Raw genomic sequence first — 18,231 nt, forward strand, 5'->3', positions numbered from 1 at the left:
ATGCTGGCCCTGATCGCCGGAACCGGCGCATTGCCGGACGAGTTGGTGGCCCGGTTGCCCGAGCGCCCTTTGATCTGTGCGATGGAAGGGTTCGAGCCGGATCGCCTGACGGTGGACCGACACTTTCGTCTGGAAAAACTGGGCAGCTTCATCGCTGATTTGAAAGCGCGGGGCGTGACCGAGGTTTGCATGGCGGGCGCGGTGCGCCGTCCGGTCATCGACCCCAAACAGATCGACGCGGAAACCGCGCCCTTGGTGCCGATCCTGCAAAAGGCCGTCATGTCGGGCGATGACGGCGCTTTGCGGGCCGCCATCGGGATTTTCGAAAACGCCGGCCTGACGGTTCGGGCGGCGCATGAACTGGCCCCCGACATATTACCTCCGCTTGGTTGCCTGACCGAGGCGCAGCCTTCCGAGCAGGATCTTGAGGACGCGCATCGCGGCGCGGGCATCCTGCGCGCGATGAGTGCGGCCGATGTGGGGCAGGCCTGTGTGGTTCTGCGCGGGCAGGCTCTGGCGATCGAAGGTGTGTTCGGAACCGCCTGGATGCTGGAGACGCTGACACAGCGACCGGACGCAGGCGGCGGAGTGCTGTTCAAGGCGCCTAAACCCGATCAGGATCGTCGCGTGGATCTGCCCACCATAGGGCCTGACACGGTGACCGGAGCGGTGGCGGCCGGTCTGTCCGGTATCGTCATCGAAAAGGGTGGTGTCATCGTGCTGGACCGCGAACGGGTAATTGACGAGTGCGACCGCCTCGGCCTGTTCCTGCTGGTGCGGGAGCGCGCGGCCTGATGCGGGTGTTCCTGGTCGCCGGCGAACCATCGGGAGACCGGCTGGGCGGGGCACTGATGGAAGGGCTGAAAACGCTGGTTCCCGATGTCGAGTTCGATGGCGTCGGTGGCCCGCTGATGCAGGCACAGGGGCTGGACAGCCGCTTTCCGATGTCCGAACTCAGCGTCATGGGGCTGGTCGAGGTCCTGCCCAAGTTCTTTCACCTCAAGCGCCGCATCGCCGAGACGGCCCAGGCCGTTCTTGATACGCAGCCCGACGTCTTGATCACCATCGACAGCCCCGATTTCGGGCTGCGCGTGGCCAAGCTGGTCAAGGCGCAAGGCACGATCCGCACGGTGCACTACGTGGCGCCCAGCGTCTGGGCCTGGCGACCGGGGCGGGCGGACAAGATGGCCAAGGTCATCGACCATGTTCTGGCCCTGCTGCCGTTCGAGCCGCCCTACATGGAACGCGCCGGTATGGAGTGCGATTTCGTCGGCCACCCGGTGACGACCGAACCGGTCGCGACCGAAGAGGAAAAGGCCCGTTTCCGAGCGGAACATGGCCTTGGAGACGCTCCGATCCTTTTGGCCTTGCCCGGTTCCCGAAGGGGAGAGGTCGAGCGTCTCGCGCCGGTTTTCGGCGAGGCATTGAACTTGCACCTTGCTCGGAACCCCGAGATGCGGGTCGTGGTTCCGGCCGTTGCGCATATCGCGGATCAAGTGGCACAGCATGTGAGCGCGTGGCCAGGTGATCCCGTCGTCGTCGATCCGCGCGGTATGGAACCGCCTCTGGCTGCCACGCAAAAGCGAGCCGCATTCGGCGCGGCCGATCTGGCGCTGGCCGCCTCGGGAACCGTATCGCTGGAACTCGCGGCGCAGGCCACGCCCATGGTGATCGCCTACAAGCTGAACTGGCTGACCCAGAAGATGGCGGAACGGCTGGTCAAACTGGATACTGTGACGCTGGTCAATCTGGTCAGTGAAACACGCGCGGTTCCAGAGTGTCTTGGGCCGGACTGCCTACCGGAAAAGATCGCGGCACGGCTGGCCGAGGTTCAGGCGGACCCGCAGGCTCAGGCCGAGGCCATGCGCGTCACCATGGAGCGGCTGGGGCGCGGAGGAGAGGCGCCGGGTCTGCGCGCCGCACGCGCCGTGTTGTCAAGGATGGAAGCCTCCGCCTGATTTCTGGCCGTGTGGGACGGGGAAAGACGGGTCTATTCGCCTTTCCAGATCCACCCGCCGCCAAAGATGCGGCTGCCACCGGTTTCGTAGAACACGCAGGCCTGCCCGGGTGAGACGCCCTCCTCAGGCGTCAGCAGTTCGACCTCGGCGGTGGTGTCCGACAGGGGGCGAATGATCGCCTCGCGCGGGGGGCGGGTCGAACGGACCTTGACCGAGACATGCCACTCCTTCTGCGAGGTGAAGGGCGCATCGCCCAGCCAGTTGATCTCGCGCACTGGGATGGTGCGGGTGGCCAGCATCTCTTTGGGGCCGACGACGACCTGCTTGCGGTCCACGTCCAGCTTGACGACATAGAGCGGCTCGCTGAGCCCGCCGATGCCAAGGCCGCGCCTCTGGCCGATCGTGTAGTGGATCACGCCGTTGTGCTGGCCCAGAACGCGGCCATCGGTGTGAACGATCTCGCCGGGTTCGACCGCGCCGGGGCGCAGTTTCTCGATCACGCTGGCATAGTTGCCGTTGGGCACGAAACAGATGTCCTGGCTGTCGGGCTTGTCGGCCACGCTCAGCCCGTATTGCGCGGCCATCTGGCGGGTCGCGTCCTTGGACGGCAGGTGGCCCAGCGGGAAGCGCAGGAACTCCAGCTGCTCGGGCGTGGTCGAGAACAGGAAATAGGACTGGTCGCGGTTTGCATCCTCGGCGCAGTGCAACTCGGGGCCATTGGGGCCCATCTTGCGCTGGATGTAGTGGCCGGTCGCCATACAGTCAGCCTCGAGATCCTTTGCCGTTTCCAGCAGATCCTTGAACTTGACGCGCTCGTTGCAGCGGATGCAGGGAACAGGCGTAGCGCCCGCGAGGTAGCTGTCGGCGAACTCGTCGATCACCGCATCCTTGAAGATGTTTTCATAGTCCAAAACGTAGTGGGGAAACCCACGCTCCTCGGCCACGCGGCGGGCGTCGTGGATGTCGATCCCGGCGCAGCAGGCGCCTTTTTTGGCCAGCGCCGCCCCGTGGTCGTAGAGCTGCAGCGTGACACCCACCACGTCATAGCCCTGATCGGCCAGGTAGGCCGCCACGACCGAGCTGTCCACGCCACCAGACATGGCAACGACCACCCGTGTTTCCGACGGGGGTTTGGCAAAGCCAAGCGAGTTCACTGGGGTCTCGGTATCGAGGGCCATTTGCGTGGATCCTGTCCGGGTTAAGGAAGACCGGCAGAATATAGGAAAATCCTAGACACTCTCAAGGGGCGGTTTCACGCGGCATTAAGCACCGGCGGTCAGCGTAGCGGCACCAAGAAAGGAGCTGACAATGTTTTTGCACAAGGTGAATGGCCCCCGGTCGATCACCCTGCCGGATGGATCAATCCTGTCGCGGGCGGATCTGCCGCCTGAGGATACCAGACGATGGGTCGCGTCCCGAAAGGCAATTGTCGTGAAAGCCGTGGTTCACGGACTGCTTTCCGCGTCCGAGGCAAAGCAGAGATACGGGTTGAGCGATGAGGAATTCAATTCCTGGGTTGCCGCAATGGCCGATCACGGAATTGACGCCCTGAAGGTGACTTCGATGAAAAAATATCGACAACCAAGGGTTGATAAGGAATAACGGAACTATCGGTAACGTCAGATTAACCAATCATGGTCAAGGCTCGATACGAAACCGGAACATTGAGCGAGATGGAGAGATTTGATGCGCATTCTTCTTGTCGAGGACGATCCGACAACTTCCAAGAGCATCGAGTTGATGCTGACCCACGCCAATCTGAATGTCTATGCCACCGACCTCGGGGAAGAAGGCATCGATCTGGCGAAGCTTTATGATTACGACCTCATTCTTCTCGACCTGAATCTGCCCGACATGACGGGGCACGAGGTTTTGCGGCAGCTGCGGATTGCGCGGATCGATACGCCCATTCTGATCCTGTCCGGCGCGGATGACACGGAAAGCAAGATCAAGGGTTTTGGATACGGCGCCGACGACTACTTGACCAAACCCTTCCATCGCGAAGAACTGGTGGCGCGCATTCACGCCATCGTTCGTCGGTCGAAAGGACATTCGCAGTCGATCATCAAGACCGGCCGCATCGCGGTCAATCTGGACGCCAAGACGGTCGAGGCGGATGGAAAGCCGGTTCATCTGACCGGAAAGGAATACCAGATGCTCGAACTGCTGAGCCTGCGCAAGGGGACCACGCTGACCAAGGAGATGTTCCTCAATCACCTCTACGGCGGCATGGACGAGCCGGAACTCAAGATCATCGACGTTTTCATCTGCAAGCTGCGTAAGAAACTGAGCAACGCGACGGGCGGTGACAACTACATCGAAACGGTCTGGGGGCGGGGGTATGTCCTGCGTGAGCCCGAACCGGCGGCGGAGGATTCACCGCAAATTGCCGTAGGTGCCTGAACGGAAAGAATGCGTCGCCAAGGGTCCGGGGCGGCACCGCCACTCACGACACTGGAATATCTGGACCTGCTCATGGCCTCGCCCTATCACTGGGTTTCAAGATCGAGCGACAGGGCGAGGCCATGAACGACACGATTCCGGCAGACAAGCTGACCGAAGAGCAAGCGCGCGAAGAACTGGCCCGGCTTGCGTCTTTGATTTCCAGGGCCAACGAAAAGTATTACATTGAAGACGCTCCCGAGATCTCGGACGCGGAATACGATGCCCTCAAGCGCCGCAATGCCGAGATCGAGGCGCGCTTTCCGCACCTGAAACGCAGCGACAGTCCTACCGAACTGATCGGAGCGCAACCCGGCGAGGGATTCGCCAAGGTCACCCACGCGGTTCGCATGATGTCGCTGGGAAATGCCTTTGATGACGAGGACGTGGCCGATTTCGACCGGTCCGTCCGCAAGTATCTGGGGTTGGGACCAGAGGTGCCGCTGGCCTATACGGCGGAGCCCAAGATCGACGGGCTGTCGCTGTCGTTGCGCTATGAAAGGGGCGTGCTGGTTCAGGCCGCGACGCGCGGCGACGGCGAAGTGGGCGAGAACGTGACCGCCAATGCGCGCACCGTTCCCGATATTCCCAAGCGGATCGAAGACGCCCCGGAAGTTCTGGAGGTGCGCGGCGAAGTTTACATGTCTCATGCCGATTTCGACGCGCTCAATGCCCGGCAGGCCGAGGCGGGCGGCAAATTGTTCGCCAACCCACGCAACGCGGCGGCCGGGTCGCTGCGGCAGCTCGATGCCGAAATCACCCGCTCGCGGCCGCTGCGCTTTTTCGCATACTCCTGGGGCGAGATCTCGGAACCTCTGGGAGAGACCCAGATCGAGGCGATTGCCCGTTTGCAGGAATATGGCTTTCAGACCAACCCCTTGACCCGCCTGTGCGAGACGCTGGACGAAATGCTGGCGCATTACCGCGAGATCGAGGCGCAGCGGGCCACGCTCGGCTATGACATCGATGGCGTGGTCTACAAGGTCAACGACCTGGCCCTGCAGGCGCGGCTGGGCTTCCGCTCGACCACGCCCCGCTGGGCGATCGCGCACAAATTCCCGGCGGAACTGGCCTGGACCCGGCTCGAGGCCATCGACATTCAGGTCGGCCGCACTGGCGCGCTCAGCCCGGTCGCAAGGCTAAAGCCCGTGACGGTCGGTGGCGTTGTGGTCTCGAACGCCACCCTGCACAACGAGGACTACATAGCCGGTCGCGACGCAAAGGGAGGGCGGATCCGAGGCGGCAAGGACATCCGTGTCGGCGACTGGGTGCAGGTCTATCGGGCTGGCGACGTCATTCCCAAAGTGGCCGATGTTGACCTGTCGAAACGGCCGCCGGATGCGGTGCCTTTCGTCTTTCCCACCAAATGCCCGGAATGCGGCAGCGACGCGATCCGCGAAGAGGGCGACGCCGTCCGACGCTGCACCGGAGGCGTGATTTGTCCGGCGCAGGCCGTTGAAAAGCTGAAGCATTTCGTGTCGCGCAAGGCCTTCGACATCGAAGGCTTGGGCGCCAAGCAGATCGAGATGTTCTACAACGACCCTGACCTTCCGGTGAAAACCCCGGTGGACATCTTCACGCTCGAGGAACGGGACAAGGCCAACCTGAACAAGCTGGCCAACCGCAAGGGCTGGGGGCCGCAGAGTGTCTCCAAGCTCTGGGCCGCCATCAATGAAAAACGCACCATTCCCTTCGGGCGTTTGCTGTTTGCTTTGGGCATCCGGCATGTCGGAGAGGCGGCCTCGAACCTGATCGCCAACTATTATGGTACCTGGGAAGAGTTCGAGCGCAGCATCACCGCGGCTGCCGGCTGTGAGGGCCCGGAATGGGAGAGGTTGATCGGCATCGACGGCGTCGGAGAGGTCATGGCGCGGGCGCTGGTTTCCGCCTTTGCGCAAGAGGCCGAGCGGGCCAGCATCGACGCGCTGGTCGAGCAATTGACCGTCTTGCCAGCCCAACGCCCCGACACCACCGGCAGCCCGGTTGCCGGCAAGACCGTGGTGTTCACGGGCACGTTGGAAAAGATGACCCGGGCCGAGGCCAAGGCACGGGCCGAGGCGCTGGGGGCCAAGGTGTCGGGCTCGGTCAGCAAGAAGACCGATCTGGTGGTGGCTGGCCCTGGCGCTGGTTCCAAGGCCAAGAAGGCGGCTGAACTGGGAATCGAAACGCTGGACGAGGATGGCTGGTTGCAGCTGATCGGTCAGGCATGACGGGACGACCGGAGATACTGTTTCCACTCTTTGCCGAGCTCGAAACGCTTGAGGGCGTCGGGCCGAAAACGGCGCAGTTGTTTCGTCAGGTCGAGATCGAGACGCCCCGCGACGTGCTGTTCTGGCTGCCCTATGCGGTGGTGGACCGTCGCCGCCGCGACACGATCAAGGGGGCCGAGATCCCATCGACCCTCACGGTCGAGGTGACCATTGGGGCCCACAGCCCGCCGCGCAACAAGGGTGGCGCATACCGTGTACATGTCGAGGATGCGCAGACCGCGTTTCAGCTGGTGTTTTTTCATGCCCGCGGCGATTATCTGAAACGGGTCTTGCCGCAGGGCGCGCGCCGCGTGGTTTCGGGCAAGCTGGAGCTTTTCGATGGCATGGCCCAGATGGTCCATCCCGACCACATGCTGCCGGTCGAGCAGGCGGGTGAGATCCCCGAATTTGAACCCGTTTACCACCTGACGCAGGGCGTGACCCAAAAGACCGCATACAAGGCGGCGCAAAGCGCGTTGGCGCGCGCACCGAAACTGGCAGAATGGATCGACCCGGCACAAATCACGAAAGAGCGATGGCCGGACTGGTTGTCGGCAATAAAGGCGGCGCATGCGCCGCGCGGCCTCGATGACGTGGTTCCGACCGCTCCGGCGCGTGCGCGACTGGCCTATGACGAGCTTTTCGCGCACCAGCTGACCCTTGCGCTGGCACGACAACGTGAACGCAAGGCGCGCGGCATCGTCAGTGTCGGAACCGGCGCGCTGCAGTCGAAGGTTCTGGAAAATCTGCCGTATCGGCCGACCGGGGCCCAGACCCGCGCGATCGAGGAGATCGCCGCCGACATGGCCTCGGAGGCGAGGATGAACCGCCTGCTGCAAGGCGATGTGGGAGCGGGAAAAACACTGGTGGCCTTCATGGCGCTGCTGGTCGCGGTCGAGGCAGGCGGGCAAGGCGTGATGATGGCACCGACGGAAATCCTCGCACGCCAGCATCTCGAAGGGCTGCGCCCGCTGGCCGAAGAGGCGGGGGTTGTGCTGGAGATCCTGACCGGACGCGACAAGGGGGCAGAGCGAAAGGCGAAGCTGGCCGCGTTGAAACGCGGTGACATTCAGGTTCTTGTCGGCACTCATGCGGTGTTCCAAAGTGATGTGGAATTCCACGATCTGCGCCTTGCCGTCGTGGACGAGCAGCACCGCTTCGGTGTGCGGCAGCGGATGGAACTGGCCGACAAGGGTGTGGCCGCCGATGTGCTGGTGATGACCGCCACGCCGATCCCGCGCAGCCTGGCGCTGGCGCAATATGGGGATATGGACGTTTCGGTGTTGGACGAGAAGCCGCCGGGGCGCAAGCCGATCAAGACCGCCATTGTCAGCACGCAACGCATGGACGAAGTCGTCGCGCATCTGCGCAACGCGATCGAGAAGGGGCGCCAGTGCTATTGGGTCTGCCCGTTGGTGGACGAGTCCGAGGTTTCCGACCTGACCGCAGCAGAGGAGCGTTTCAAACGTCTGCGGGCGGTTCTGGGCGAAGGGGTCGTGGGGCTGGTTCATGGGCAGATGCCCCCGGCCGAAAAGGATGCGGCGATGGCTGCGTTTCAGGCTGGCGAGACCAAAGTGCTGGTCGCCACCACGGTGATCGAAGTGGGAGTCAACGTGCCCAACGCCACCATCATGGTGATCGAGCGGGCCGAGATTTTCGGGCTGGCGCAATTGCACCAGCTTCGAGGTCGGGTAGGGCGCGGTGATGCGGACTCGACCTGCTTGCTGATGTATCAGCCGCCCCTGAGCGAGGGCGGGCGCAGGCGGTTGGAGGTCTTGCGCGAAACCGAAGACGGTTTCCGTATTGCCGAAACGGATCTGGAGATGCGGGGGGCGGGTGATTTGATTGGAACCGCGCAATCCGGCCTGCCCAAGTTCCGCATTGCCGACCTGGAACGACAGGCTGGGCTGATGGCGGTCGCACAATCCGATGCGCGGGCCTTGCTTGCCGCCGACCCCACGCTGACATCCGACCGAGGCAAGGCGGCGCGTGTTCTGCTGTGGCTGATGAAACAGGACCAGGCGATCCGTTTGATTTCAGTGGGTTAAGCGATCGGATCACAAAAAGTTCGCAAATGTTCTCAAAAAGTTCTTTACAGACTCGGTCAGAAGTGAGAACAAAAGGTCAACAAAAGCTTAATTTGATGACCGGAGGTGAGACCATGCTGACCCAGATCAAGACCGCGTTGATCCGTTCCCAGAGCACTCTGTTGCAGGACGCCGTCGGGGTGGTGTCGCTCGTGGTCATGCTGATGGTTGCCCTGCACCTGCCGGGAAGTTTCTGACCTCATCTGCCTGCGATCTCGCGCCGGTCTGCCAGCATCGCCTGTCCCTATCTGATGCAAGGGTGACCTGCCCATCCCAAGACCCTTGAGGGGCCCTGCCTCGGCCCCGCCTGGCTGTTCCGAACCCTCGCGAGAACCGCACAACCTGCCGCCGCCCTCTCTGCCCGGGAGAGGCGGCGGTTTTTTGTCGGGGGCGCCGAAGCTCTAACTCGGCAAATGGGAGTGGTGGATCAGGCGCAGTTGGCCTGTTCTGCCTGTTCCATCGCCTCGGCGGTCGCTTCGAGGGCCAGCAGGATCGAGGCATGGCGGTTCTTGTACTCGCGGGCCGGCATCAGCACCTCGAGCCCGTCGAATGGCGCGTCGGGTGCGGGGCCGTTCTCTTTCAGCATTGCCTTGAGCTGATCGCGCGCCTTTTCCACCTGTTCGCGCGTGGCACCGATCACGGCGGCCCCCACCACAGCGGCTGACGCCTGACCAAGCGCGCAGGCTTTGACGTCCTGCCCGAACTCGGAGATTCGGCCATCTTTCACTTTGACATCGACCGTTACTGTCGAGCCGCACAGCGGCGAACGCTTTTTGACCGTCGCATCCGGGTTTTCCAACCGCTCGAGGTGCGGAATGTCGGCCGCAAGCGCCAGTATGCGGCTGGAATAGAGCTTGATCAGGTCAGTCTCGCCGGACATGGCTTCCCCTCGTTGGCTGTTCCCCATACATAGTGACCGTGTTCCGGGATGCAAAAGGTTTTTGCCCATGAAGTTCGACCCATCGACCTTGAAATTCAACGAGGCCGGCCTGATCCCGGCGATTGCCCAGGACGAGCGTTCGGGCGAGGTGCTGATGATGGCGTGGATGACCGCCGAAGCCGTCGAGAAAACGCTGTCATCGGGGCGGGTCACGTATTGGTCGCGCTCGCGGCAGTCTTTCTGGGTCAAGGGCGAAAGCTCTGGCCATGTGCAGGAACTGGTGGATTTCCGGGTGGACTGCGACCGGGATTGCCTGCTGGTGGTGGTGCGTCAGACTGGGCCGGCCTGTCACACCAACCGGCGGAGCTGTTTTTACACCGCGGTGCGAGATGGCCGTGAGGTCGAATTGATGGCGCCAGAAGAATGAATGGCCCGTTCCGGGCCATGCCTTCGACGAGAGTATTTTTGAAAAGATGAAGGTTTTAGGTCAGAGGCCGACCATTTCGCGAATGTCTTGCGGGGTCAGGCCATCCTGGCGGTAGCGTGCGATGGCCCGGGCGTCGTCGCGCTTGGCAAGACGTTTGCCGTTCTCGTCGCGGATCAGCTTGTGATGGTGGTAGATGGGGGTGGGCAGGCCGAGAAGCGCCTGCAGCAGGACGTGGATATGGGTGGCCTCTAACAGGTCTTCGCCGCGAACGACGTTGGTTATGTTCTGATCGGCGTCATCCACGACCACCGATAGGTGATAGGAGCTGTGCATGTTGCGGCGCACCAGAACGATGTCGCCGACTCTATCGATCAGATCGCCCGGTGAAAGTTCGTGCATGCCGGCATGAGCTGGACCGGTTTCGTGGAACCGCAGGGCAGGGGCCGCGGCCAGCGCCTTGCGGATATTGAGGCGCAGAACGTCATTGGAGCCCGTTTCGTCAAGTGGCCGGTGACGGCAAGTGCCGGGGTATATGCGCCCGTCAGGGCCGAACTGAGGCACGCCTTCCTGCGGGGCGCCGGCGGCGGCCTCGATGTCGGCGCGGTTGCACTTGCAGGGATAGACGAGACCCATTGCGATGAGCCGATTCAGGGCCTGCCGATAGCGTGGCAGGCGTTCGGACTGGCGCATGACCGGTTCCGGCCATGCGAGGCCAAGCCAATGCAGGTCGTCGTAGATCTGCGCTTCCCAATGGGGGCGGGCGCGACTCTGGTCGATATCCTCGATCCTGAGAAGGAATACTCCGCCCTCAGCCCGTGCCATGTCATGGGCCAGCAGCACCGAATAGGCGTGGCCGAGATGCAGGGGGCCGGTCGGGGATGGGGCGAATCGAGTGGTGAACGTCACGGTCTATCGACAATATTGCGCCGGGAGACAGGCTCGCCCCGGACGGTTGTTGTCCCTGCTGCCCAAGTAACAGTTGTGCCGCGTTCGAGTCCAGCCGCAGGAGGCGGAACCCTGTCCGCCTTGTCGTCCCACCGTTGGAAATACGGGCGTTCCTGAGCGAAAAAAAACCGCGGGTTCAGTCTTTCCCGAGCCAGCCCAGCCAGGCCGCCTTGGCGCGGTCGGTATAGGCCTTGTAGCGATCCTTGCGGCCGCGGCGTCCGCCCTTCAGTCCTTCAACAGGGCGGAACAGTCCGAAATTGACGTTCATCGGCTGGAAGGTTTTGGCCTCGGCACCGCCGGTGATGTGGTGGATGAGCGCACCCATCGCGCTGTCCTGCGGCACCTCGGGCAGCGGTTTGCCTTTCATCTCGGCCGCAGCCATCCGACCCGCCAACAGCCCCATCGCCGCGCTTTCGACGTAGCCCTCGACACCGGTGATCTGCCCGGCAAAGCGGATGTTCGGACGCGACTTGAGCCGCATTTGGCTGTCGAGAAGGGTGGGGGAATTGATGAAGGTGTTCCGATGAATGCCACCCAGACGCGCGAAGCTGGCGTTTTCCAGCCCCGGGATCATGCGAAAGACCTCGGTCTGCGCCCCGTATTTCATCTTGGTCTGGAAACCCACGATGTTGAACAGCGTTCCCAGCGCATTGTCGCGGCGCAGCTGAACCACGGCGTAGGGTTTGACATCGGGCTGATGCGGATTGGTCAGTCCCACAGGTTTCATCGGGCCATGGCGCAGGGTTTCGCGGCCGCGCTCGGCCATCACCTCGATGGGCAGACAGCCGTCGAAGTACCCGGCCGTTTCACCTTCGTGGAATTCGGTCTTGTCGGCGGCCAGCAGCGCGTCGATGAAAGCCTCGTACTGGTCACGATCCATCGGACAGTTGAGGTAGGCGGTGCGCTCTTCCTCGGTTTCGCCCTTGTCATAGCGCGACTGCATCCAGGCCTTGCTCATGTCGATCGTTTCGGCATAGACGATCGGGGCGATGGCGTCGAAAAAGGCCAGCGACTCGGCCCCGGTCACCTTGCGGATGGCTTCGCCCAATTTCGGCGAGGTCAGCGGCCCCGTTGCAAAGATCCAGTGGCCGTTTTCGGGCAATTCCGTGACTTCTTCGGCGGTGACCGAGACGCGCGGATGCGCGCGCAGCTTTGCGGTGACCGTTTCGGCAAAAGGTTCCCGATCAACCGCCAATGCGCCCCCAGCGGGCAGGCGGTGGGCATCCGCCGTCGTCATGATCAGCCCGTTGGCGGCCCGCATCTCCCAATGCAGCAATCCGACCGCGTTCTGTTCGTCATCGTCGGACCGGAAAGAGTTCGAGCACACCATTTCGGCCAGGTTGCCGGTCTGGTGCGCGAATGTGCCGACCTTGGGGCGCATTTCATGGATGACCACGTCAACGCCTGCCTCGGCGGCCTGCCAAGCAGCCTCGGATCCGGCCATGCCGCCGCCTACGATATGCAATCTTTCGCTCATGTGGTGCCACATAGGGTAGCAAGCCGAGCTGTGCAACGGCTTGCTGACGTGGGGCGCCCGCGCCTTTCAGGGCGCGACGGCCGCTTGTCGTCGAATTGGGAGCATCTTGGGGTCGCCGCTGCGGGAATGTCAGTGCCGGTGAGAGAAACCGGCCGGAGGGACCTTCCGTCCGCGGCGACCCAAAAGCTTGGATAAGGCAAGGCCTTGTCAAACCTTTGTCACAGTGTTGCCGTTATGGAAAGATTCAAGATGTCAACAATCCCGCCCGGATCGCGAAACAATTAACCAGTTGGCAACTTATTGGCTCCAATCCGGGTCCCGTTTTTCTATGAAGGCAGAGATTCCTTCCTCGGTGTCACGATAGAGCATGTTTTCGACCATCACGTCACCTGTATAGGCATAGGCCTGATCCAGTGGCATCTGGATCTGCTGATAAAAGGCCTGTTTCCCGATCTTTACGGCCGCGCCGAGTTTCGAGGCCAGCGTTTCGGCCAATGCGCGGGTTTCTTCCTCAAGCGCCTCAACGGGTACGGCCCGGTTCACCAAGCCCAGCTCGACTGCGCGGCCGGCTTCAATGAACTGACCGGTGGTGAGCATCTCGAAGGCGTGTTTCCTAGGAATGTTGCGGCTGAGCGCCACCATGGGGGTCGAACAGAATAGTCCGATATTCACCCCGTTGACGCCAAAGCGTGTTCCTTCGGCGGCGACAGCCAGATCGCAGCTCGCCACCAGCTGACAGCCTGCCGCGGTGGCGATGCCATGCACCTGCGCGATGACCGGTTGCGGCAGCAACTGGATCGACATCATCATGCGCGCACAGCGGTCGAAGAGATCCTTGAAATAGGCGCGGCCCCCGTCCTCGGCTTGGCGTCCGGCCGTCATCTGCTTCAGGTCGTGCCCGGCGCAGAACGCCTTTCCGGCACCCGACAGAATCACCGCCCGGATCGAACGATCCTCGCGCAACTCGTCGAACTGGGCCTGGAGCGCCGCCAGCATCTCGTCGCTGAGCGCGTTCAGCCGTTCGGGCGCGTTCATCTTCAAATGCGCAATCGCGCCGGTGTCGTTACGTTCCAGAATTGCCATCTTGCCCTCCGCGAGAAAGTCAGGGCAACTCTAAGGCCAGCAGACGAGGAGGGGAAGAATGTCATTGGCAATGAGCAAGGAAGAATTGGCGGATTATCTTGCGGCCGTATTTCCTCAGGTCAAAGAAGACTTTGCCATAGACGATCTGACCGAGGACACGATCACCATGCGCCTGCTGACGGCCGAGCGGCATCTGAGGCCGGGTGGAACGGTGTCCGGCCCCTCGATGTTCGCGCTTGCCGATGTCTGCGTCTACGCGATGGTTCTGGCAAGGCTTGGGCCGATGGCGCTGGCCGTGACGACGAACTGTTCGATGGATTTTATGCGCAAGCCCGAAGGCGGCGCTCAGATGGTCGCGAAATGCCGGCTGCTCAAGCTTGGGCGTTCGCTGGCCGTGGGGGACATCCTGATGTTCTCGGAAGGATCCAGCAAGCCGGTCGCCCGTGCTACTATGACTTATTCCATTCCGCCGATCGGGTCGGCAGCAGCTTCGGCGGGCTGACAAAAAGGGCCGGGGGCAAGCCCCGGCCAGGGAAGAGGCCCCTTTTCAGGGACTGGGGATTCCTGATTACTGCCAGAAGCGGCGGTCGTATTCCTGTTGCGCCGTCATGCGTGTCAGCCCAACATCCTTGAGCATCCTGTCATCCAGGCGGCTGAGATTGACTCGGGTTCGGCGCCGTTGTTCCCACCTTGTCACGGTCGCGGCAAAGCGCACGGCCACTGCGGCGATCAGCTGCAGCCGGGGGCTGGCGTTCAGCAGCGTCAGGGCGGGGCTATGCATTGCGCGTGTCATGACTGGGGTCCTTTCCGAATTGTATTGACACAAAATATATCACCTTGATACGCACAGTTGATACATTTGGCATTGTGCCGAAAACAAGGGAAAGATTGTAATGGATACAATTTGGCCGGAGAAGCTGCCGCAGACCAAGGGGCCGAAATATGTCCTGGTGGCCGAAACAATTCGAAATGCTATTGAAAACAAAGTATTGGGGGTTGGCGCCAAGCTGCCCCCGGTGCGAGAGCTGGCCTACAGGCTGCAGATCACGCCCGGAACCGTGGCGCGTGCCTATTCGATTCTGACCAACGAGGGATTGTTACAAGCCGAGGTCGGGCGTGGTACATTCGTGGCGCCTCCCAAACTTCCGGTCCTCGATGATGTCTGGTCGCGGCAGTTGCATCTCAGGGATGACAAATACGGCGCGGATGTCAGCCTGTTCAGCCCAAGGCTGGCGGATGTCGGACAGGTGGCGCTGATCCGGGAGTGTCTGATGAAGGTGGCGCAGGCCGAGCCCGAGATGTTCCTGAACTATCCGACTCGCGACGCCTATCAGCCGGCCCGGCAGGCGGTAGTGGAGTGGTTATCGGATGTTCCCTTGGGGCCGCTGACATCCGAGGATATTGTTCTGACCCACGGGGGGCAGAACGGCATCTGCGTCGTGTTCCAGACGGTGCTGAAAGGCCCCAGGCCCGTCATTCTGGTCGAGGATCTGTCCTATGCCGGTTTCCGCCGCGCGGCCGAGTTGATGCGCGCCGAGGTGGTGGGCATCAGAATGGACAAATGGGGGATCTGCCCCGAGGCGCTGGATCAAACCTTGCGGCAGACGCAGGCGCAAGCTGTCTGCGTGTCGCCCGAGGTGCAGAATCCGACCGGAAGCCATGCCCCGCTGGAGCGCCGGAAAGAGGTGGTCGAGGTCGCGCGACGGCACGATCTGCAGATCATCGAGGATGACTGCTATCGCATGGGCGATGCGCGGGCGCCCAGCTATCGCGCGCTGGCGCCTGAGCGGGGATGGCACGTGTCGTCGATCTCGAAAACGCTCACGCCGGCGCTGAGGGTCGGGTTCGCCATTGCGCCGCTGGAACGCAGCGCCGATTTGCGCCGCTCGGCGGAATATGGGTATTTTGGCCTGGCGCAACCTCTTGCCGAGTTGACCCGGTTGCTGCTCAGTGATCCGCGTTCACGCGAAATCGCGACGAAGGTCCGCGAGCGTATGGGGGAATATGTGCGTATCGCTGTGAATGCTCTTGGGGGGTTCGATCTGGTCTGGGATCCGCAGGTGCCCTTTGTCTGGCTGAAACTGCCCTCCGGCTGGCGCTCGGCCGCTTTCAGCAGGGCGGCAGAGCGCGAAGGGATACAGGTTCGCTCGGCGGATGAGTTCGCGCTGCGGGATGGCCGCGCTCCGAACGCGGTTCGCATCGCCATGAACGGGCACGTGTCGCTGGAGCGGTTCGAAGAGGCCATGCTGCGTCTTCGCAGTTTGCTGGACAACCCGCCGGAACAGATCAGCGTATAGGTGAATTGAGTGGGGTAAATAGATACCTATTTTGTAACGCGTTGAAAAAGCGAATGAAATAGTGGAATAGTGCGCTTGACGTGAACACGCCTTGCCCATAGAAACCGTCCATCGAATTCGGGCCGGTCTTGGTCGAGGCCGGTCTTTCACATCAAACAGGATTGTCCTGACATGAAAACCTTCTCTGCAACTCCTGCAGACATCGACAAGAAGTGGATCCTGATCGACGCCGAGGGCGTTGTTCTGGGCCGTCTTGCCTCGATCGTCGCCATGCGTCTGCGTGGCAAGCACAAGCCGTCGTTCACTCCGAACATGGACATGGGCGACAACGTCATCGTCATCAACGCCGACAAGGTGCAGATGACCGGCAAGAAGCGTGACGAGCACTTCTACTGGCACACCGGCCATCCGGGTGGCATCAAGTCGCGCACCAAGCAGCAGATCCTGGAAGGCGCGCACCCTGAGCGCGTGGTCTACCAGGCCGTCAAGCGCATGCTGCCGGGCAACCGGCTGTCGCGCAAGCAGATGACCAACCTGCGCATCTATGCCGGTGCCGAGCACCCGCACGAAGCCCAGGCCCCCGAAGTTCTGGATGTCAAATCCATGAACAAGAAAAACACCCGGAGCTAATGACCGATGGCTGATCAGATCAATACTCTCGAAGAGCTGAGCGCCGTCGCAGGCGTTGAAACCGTGGCCGAAGAAGCTGTCGTGCGCGAGCCTGTGCGTGACGAGCTGGGCCGTTCCTACGCAACCGGCAAGCGCAAAGACGCCGTGGCCCGCGTGTGGATCAAGCCGGGCTCCGGCAAGGTCACCGTGAACGGCAAGGATCAGGACGTGTACTTTGCGCGCCCCGTTCTGCAGCTGATCCTGCGCCAGCCGTTCCAGGTTGCCGGTGTCGAAGGTGAATTCGACGTGGTCGCAACCGTCAAGGGCGGTGGCCTGACCGGTCAGGCCGGTGCGGTCAAGCACGGCATCTCGAAGGCGCTGCAACTGTACGATCCGTCGCTGCGTCCGGCTCTGAAAGCCGCAGGTTTCCTGACCCGTGACAGCCGCGTCGTGGAACGTAAGAAATACGGTAAGCGCAAGGCTCGCCGCTCGTTCCAGTTCTCGAAGCGCTAATCGCCAGAGAGCATTACGCCGAAAAGCGAAAGGGCTCGCAAATGCGAGCCCTTTTTTGTTGCCACATCGTGGCGCGAAATCCGTAAAGGATTACTCCTCGTAGATTTTCTTCCACGCGCCGTTTTCGACCACGTTGACATAGACCGAATCCGCGCCCTGGTGATCATCGGGGCCATAGGTCATGTGGTTGCCGACCAGATCATCCTGATAGTCGAGCGATTCCATCGCAGCGATGAAGCTTTCATGGGTCAGGTCGGGCCCGGCCGCCTCCAGGGCCTTGACCATCATCTCGGCGGCCGCATAGCCCAGCATCGCAAAGCCCACCGGATCTTCGCCTGTTGCCGCCTTGTATTCCTCGATGAAGGCCTTGGGGGCAGGCTCGTCCGCGCGGGCCCACAGATCCTGCCAAGAGGCTGCGGCATAGAAGCCCTCGGTCACGCCGCCCGGAACCTGAGCAACCACGGTCAGGAAGCTGGCTGACGTGCCCAGGAACTTCATGTCGTTCAGGCCCATCTTTTTGGCGGTGCCGACGATGGTGATGGCCTGACGCACACCAAGCGCGATCGAGACGATGTCACAGCCTTCTTCCTTGAGCTTGCTGAGCGAGCCCACGAAATCGGTTTCATCCGGCTTGTGCGTCGTCTCGGCGGCAAAGGTGATGCCAGCTTCTTCGGCGCCTGCCTTGGTGCCCTCGAGGATCTCCTTGCCGAAATCGGTGGGCAGATACATCGAGCAGACCTTGTCGGCGCCAAACTCCTGCGCCAGATACTTCACCCCGACCCGGCTCTGGTCATAATAGCTGGAGAACGAGGTGAACTTGTTCTTCATCGGCTCCTGCAGCATCTGCCGCGCGGCCGACAGCGGTGCTACGTTCGGGATGCCCTTCGGATCGAGCAGCTTGAAACCCGCCAGGTTCATCGGCGTGCCGAGGCTCTGCAGCATTGCGAAGGCCTGATCGCGGTTCAGCAGCTTGTTGTAGCCCTGCATCGCGCGCGGCATCTGATAGCCGTGGTCCTCGACCACATAGCGGATCTTGCGACCATGCACGCCGCCGGCCGCGTTCACGCGATCGAAGACCACGTTCGCGCCCTTGGTCGCGGGCACGCCCACGGCGGCGAAGATGCCTGACAGATCGTTGACCGAACCGATCACGATCTCATCATCGGTGACGCCTTGGGTCTCCGCGCTGGCCAGCGTCGCCGCCGCTGTCAGAGCGGTGGCCGCAGCAAGGCTTGTTAGCATTTTCTTCATGTTTCTCCTCCCT

At 62.1% G+C, this 18,231-nt stretch carries 19 protein-coding genes; 12 read left to right on the plus strand and 7 right to left on the minus strand.

The features are described from left to right. A complete protein-coding gene (locus AVO45_RS02600; RefSeq protein WP_068344177.1) occupies positions 1–795 on the plus strand; it encodes an LpxI family protein in 795 nt (264 codons plus the stop codon). Next, positions 795–1,958: a lipid-A-disaccharide synthase gene (gene lpxB, locus AVO45_RS02605; RefSeq protein ID WP_068344179.1), complete on the plus strand. Its 1,164-nt coding sequence runs from the start codon at positions 795–797 to the stop codon at positions 1,956–1,958. Before AVO45_RS02600 ends, lpxB begins: the two co-directional genes overlap by 1 nt. A gap of 32 nt (positions 1,959–1,990) precedes the next feature. Here lpxB and mnmA read toward each other — a convergent pair whose 3' ends face one another. Continuing rightward, entirely contained in the window at positions 1,991–3,136 is a 1,146-nt protein-coding gene (mnmA, locus tag AVO45_RS02610; RefSeq protein ID WP_068344182.1) for a tRNA 2-thiouridine(34) synthase MnmA, read from the minus strand. 130 nt (positions 3,137–3,266) lie between these two features. On the opposite strand from mnmA, the gene sciP reads away from it, so the two are divergent. The 5 genes from sciP to AVO45_RS20105 all read left to right on the plus strand — a co-directional run bounded on the left by sciP (position 3,267) and on the right by AVO45_RS20105 (position 8,933). Next, positions 3,267–3,560, plus strand: a complete 294-nt coding sequence (gene sciP / locus AVO45_RS02615) for a CtrA inhibitor SciP (protein ID WP_068344184.1) — start codon at positions 3,267–3,269, stop codon at positions 3,558–3,560. Positions 3,561–3,644: 84 nt separating this feature from the next. Further along, positions 3,645–4,361, plus strand: a complete 717-nt coding sequence (gene ctrA / locus AVO45_RS02620) for a response regulator transcription factor CtrA (RefSeq protein WP_068344186.1) — start codon at positions 3,645–3,647, stop codon at positions 4,359–4,361. 122 nt (positions 4,362–4,483) lie between these two features. After that, positions 4,484–6,610: an NAD-dependent DNA ligase LigA gene (gene ligA, locus AVO45_RS02625; protein WP_068344188.1), complete on the plus strand. Its 2,127-nt coding sequence runs from the start codon at positions 4,484–4,486 to the stop codon at positions 6,608–6,610. Then, the gene (gene recG / locus AVO45_RS02630) at positions 6,607–8,697 is read left to right on the plus strand and encodes an ATP-dependent DNA helicase RecG (protein ID WP_068344190.1); all 2,091 of its coding nucleotides are present in this window, start codon (positions 6,607–6,609) and stop codon (positions 8,695–8,697) included. Before ligA ends, recG begins: the two co-directional genes overlap by 4 nt. Before the next feature lie 113 nt (positions 8,698–8,810). Continuing rightward, the gene (locus AVO45_RS20105; RefSeq protein WP_276202385.1) at positions 8,811–8,933 is read left to right on the plus strand and encodes a hypothetical protein; all 123 of its coding nucleotides are present in this window, start codon (positions 8,811–8,813) and stop codon (positions 8,931–8,933) included. Positions 8,934–9,163: 230 nt separating this feature from the next. Here the strand turns inward: AVO45_RS20105 and AVO45_RS02635 are convergent, their stop codons facing one another. Further along, a complete protein-coding gene (locus tag AVO45_RS02635; RefSeq protein WP_068344193.1) occupies positions 9,164–9,616 on the minus strand; it encodes an iron-sulfur cluster assembly scaffold protein in 453 nt (150 codons plus the stop codon). Between the two features lie 67 nt (positions 9,617–9,683). Here AVO45_RS02635 and hisI point away from each other — a divergent pair, with 67 nt between their 5' ends. Then, a complete protein-coding gene (gene hisI, locus AVO45_RS02640; RefSeq protein WP_068344196.1) occupies positions 9,684–10,043 on the plus strand; it encodes a phosphoribosyl-AMP cyclohydrolase in 360 nt (119 codons plus the stop codon). A 60-nt stretch (positions 10,044–10,103) separates the two neighbouring features. Here hisI and gluQRS read toward each other — a convergent pair whose 3' ends face one another. The 3 genes from gluQRS to AVO45_RS02655 form a co-directional block, all read right to left on the minus strand. After that, complete coding sequence (gene gluQRS / locus AVO45_RS02645; protein WP_068344198.1) at positions 10,104–10,949, minus strand: tRNA glutamyl-Q(34) synthetase GluQRS; 846 nt, start codon at positions 10,947–10,949, stop codon at positions 10,104–10,106. Between the two features lie 175 nt (positions 10,950–11,124). Continuing rightward, positions 11,125–12,465, minus strand: a complete 1,341-nt coding sequence (trmFO, locus tag AVO45_RS02650) for a methylenetetrahydrofolate--tRNA-(uracil(54)-C(5))-methyltransferase (FADH(2)-oxidizing) TrmFO (protein ID WP_068344691.1) — start codon at positions 12,463–12,465, stop codon at positions 11,125–11,127. A 297-nt stretch (positions 12,466–12,762) separates the two neighbouring features. Then, positions 12,763–13,548, minus strand: coding sequence for an enoyl-CoA hydratase (locus AVO45_RS02655; RefSeq protein ID WP_068344199.1), 786 nt, complete (start codon positions 13,546–13,548; stop codon positions 12,763–12,765). Positions 13,549–13,606: 58 nt separating this feature from the next. Here AVO45_RS02655 and AVO45_RS02660 point away from each other — a divergent pair, with 58 nt between their 5' ends. Further along, on the plus strand, positions 13,607–14,050 hold the full coding sequence (locus AVO45_RS02660; protein ID WP_068344202.1) for a PaaI family thioesterase: 444 nt from the start codon (positions 13,607–13,609) through the stop codon (positions 14,048–14,050). A 66-nt stretch (positions 14,051–14,116) separates the two neighbouring features. Here the strand turns inward: AVO45_RS02660 and AVO45_RS02665 are convergent, their stop codons facing one another. Continuing rightward, positions 14,117–14,341 carry a DUF1127 domain-containing protein gene (locus AVO45_RS02665; protein WP_068344204.1) on the minus strand — a complete coding sequence of 75 codons (225 nt, stop codon included), beginning with the start codon at positions 14,339–14,341 and terminating at the stop codon, positions 14,117–14,119. 100 nt (positions 14,342–14,441) lie between these two features. On the opposite strand from AVO45_RS02665, the gene AVO45_RS02670 reads away from it, so the two are divergent. The 3 genes from AVO45_RS02670 to rpsI all read left to right on the plus strand — a co-directional run bounded on the left by AVO45_RS02670 (position 14,442) and on the right by rpsI (position 16,967). Next, the gene (locus tag AVO45_RS02670; RefSeq protein ID WP_068344205.1) at positions 14,442–15,845 is read left to right on the plus strand and encodes an aminotransferase-like domain-containing protein; all 1,404 of its coding nucleotides are present in this window, start codon (positions 14,442–14,444) and stop codon (positions 15,843–15,845) included. A 171-nt stretch (positions 15,846–16,016) separates the two neighbouring features. Next, complete coding sequence (gene rplM / locus AVO45_RS02675) at positions 16,017–16,475, plus strand: 50S ribosomal protein L13 (RefSeq protein WP_068344207.1); 459 nt, start codon at positions 16,017–16,019, stop codon at positions 16,473–16,475. A 6-nt stretch (positions 16,476–16,481) separates the two neighbouring features. Then, the gene (gene rpsI / locus AVO45_RS02680) at positions 16,482–16,967 is read left to right on the plus strand and encodes a 30S ribosomal protein S9 (protein ID WP_068344209.1); all 486 of its coding nucleotides are present in this window, start codon (positions 16,482–16,484) and stop codon (positions 16,965–16,967) included. A gap of 90 nt (positions 16,968–17,057) precedes the next feature. Here the strand turns inward: rpsI and AVO45_RS02685 are convergent, their stop codons facing one another. Further along, positions 17,058–18,218, minus strand: a complete 1,161-nt coding sequence (locus AVO45_RS02685; protein ID WP_068344211.1) for an ABC transporter substrate-binding protein — start codon at positions 18,216–18,218, stop codon at positions 17,058–17,060. Between the last annotated feature and the right edge of the window lie 13 nt (positions 18,219–18,231).

The sequence above is a fragment of the Ruegeria marisrubri genome (genome assembly GCF_001507595.1).
GTDB lineage: Bacteria > Pseudomonadota > Alphaproteobacteria > Rhodobacterales > Rhodobacteraceae > Ruegeria > Ruegeria marisrubri.

Bases quoted from the DNA above. Each gene is read 5' to 3' on its own strand.
- AVO45_RS02600 (WP_068344177.1), top strand. From the start codon at position 1: ATGCTGGCCCTGATCGCCGGAACCGGCGCATTGCCGGACGAGTTGGTG.
- lpxB (WP_068344179.1), top strand. From the start codon at position 795: ATGCGGGTGTTCCTGGTCGCCGGCGAACCATCGGGAGACCGGCTGGGC.
- mnmA (WP_068344182.1), bottom strand. From the start codon at position 3,136: ATGGCCCTCGATACCGAGACCCCAGTGAACTCGCTTGGCTTTGCCAAA.
- sciP (WP_068344184.1), top strand. From the start codon at position 3,267: ATGTTTTTGCACAAGGTGAATGGCCCCCGGTCGATCACCCTGCCGGAT.
- ctrA (WP_068344186.1), top strand. From the start codon at position 3,645: ATGCGCATTCTTCTTGTCGAGGACGATCCGACAACTTCCAAGAGCATC.
- ligA (WP_068344188.1), top strand. From the start codon at position 4,484: ATGAACGACACGATTCCGGCAGACAAGCTGACCGAAGAGCAAGCGCGC.
- recG (WP_068344190.1), top strand. From the start codon at position 6,607: ATGACGGGACGACCGGAGATACTGTTTCCACTCTTTGCCGAGCTCGAA.
- AVO45_RS20105 (WP_276202385.1), top strand. From the start codon at position 8,811: ATGCTGACCCAGATCAAGACCGCGTTGATCCGTTCCCAGAGCACTCTG.
- AVO45_RS02635 (WP_068344193.1), bottom strand. From the start codon at position 9,616: ATGTCCGGCGAGACTGACCTGATCAAGCTCTATTCCAGCCGCATACTG.
- hisI (WP_068344196.1), top strand. From the start codon at position 9,684: ATGAAGTTCGACCCATCGACCTTGAAATTCAACGAGGCCGGCCTGATC.
- trmFO (WP_068344691.1), bottom strand. From the start codon at position 12,465: ATGAGCGAAAGATTGCATATCGTAGGCGGCGGCATGGCCGGATCCGAG.
- AVO45_RS02655 (WP_068344199.1), bottom strand. From the start codon at position 13,548: ATGGCAATTCTGGAACGTAACGACACCGGCGCGATTGCGCATTTGAAG.
- AVO45_RS02660 (WP_068344202.1), top strand. From the start codon at position 13,607: ATGTCATTGGCAATGAGCAAGGAAGAATTGGCGGATTATCTTGCGGCC.
- AVO45_RS02665 (WP_068344204.1), bottom strand. From the start codon at position 14,341: ATGACACGCGCAATGCATAGCCCCGCCCTGACGCTGCTGAACGCCAGC.
- AVO45_RS02670 (WP_068344205.1), top strand. From the start codon at position 14,442: ATGGATACAATTTGGCCGGAGAAGCTGCCGCAGACCAAGGGGCCGAAA.
- rplM (WP_068344207.1), top strand. From the start codon at position 16,017: ATGAAAACCTTCTCTGCAACTCCTGCAGACATCGACAAGAAGTGGATC.
- rpsI (WP_068344209.1), top strand. From the start codon at position 16,482: ATGGCTGATCAGATCAATACTCTCGAAGAGCTGAGCGCCGTCGCAGGC.
- AVO45_RS02685 (WP_068344211.1), bottom strand. From the start codon at position 18,218: ATGAAGAAAATGCTAACAAGCCTTGCTGCGGCCACCGCTCTGACAGCG.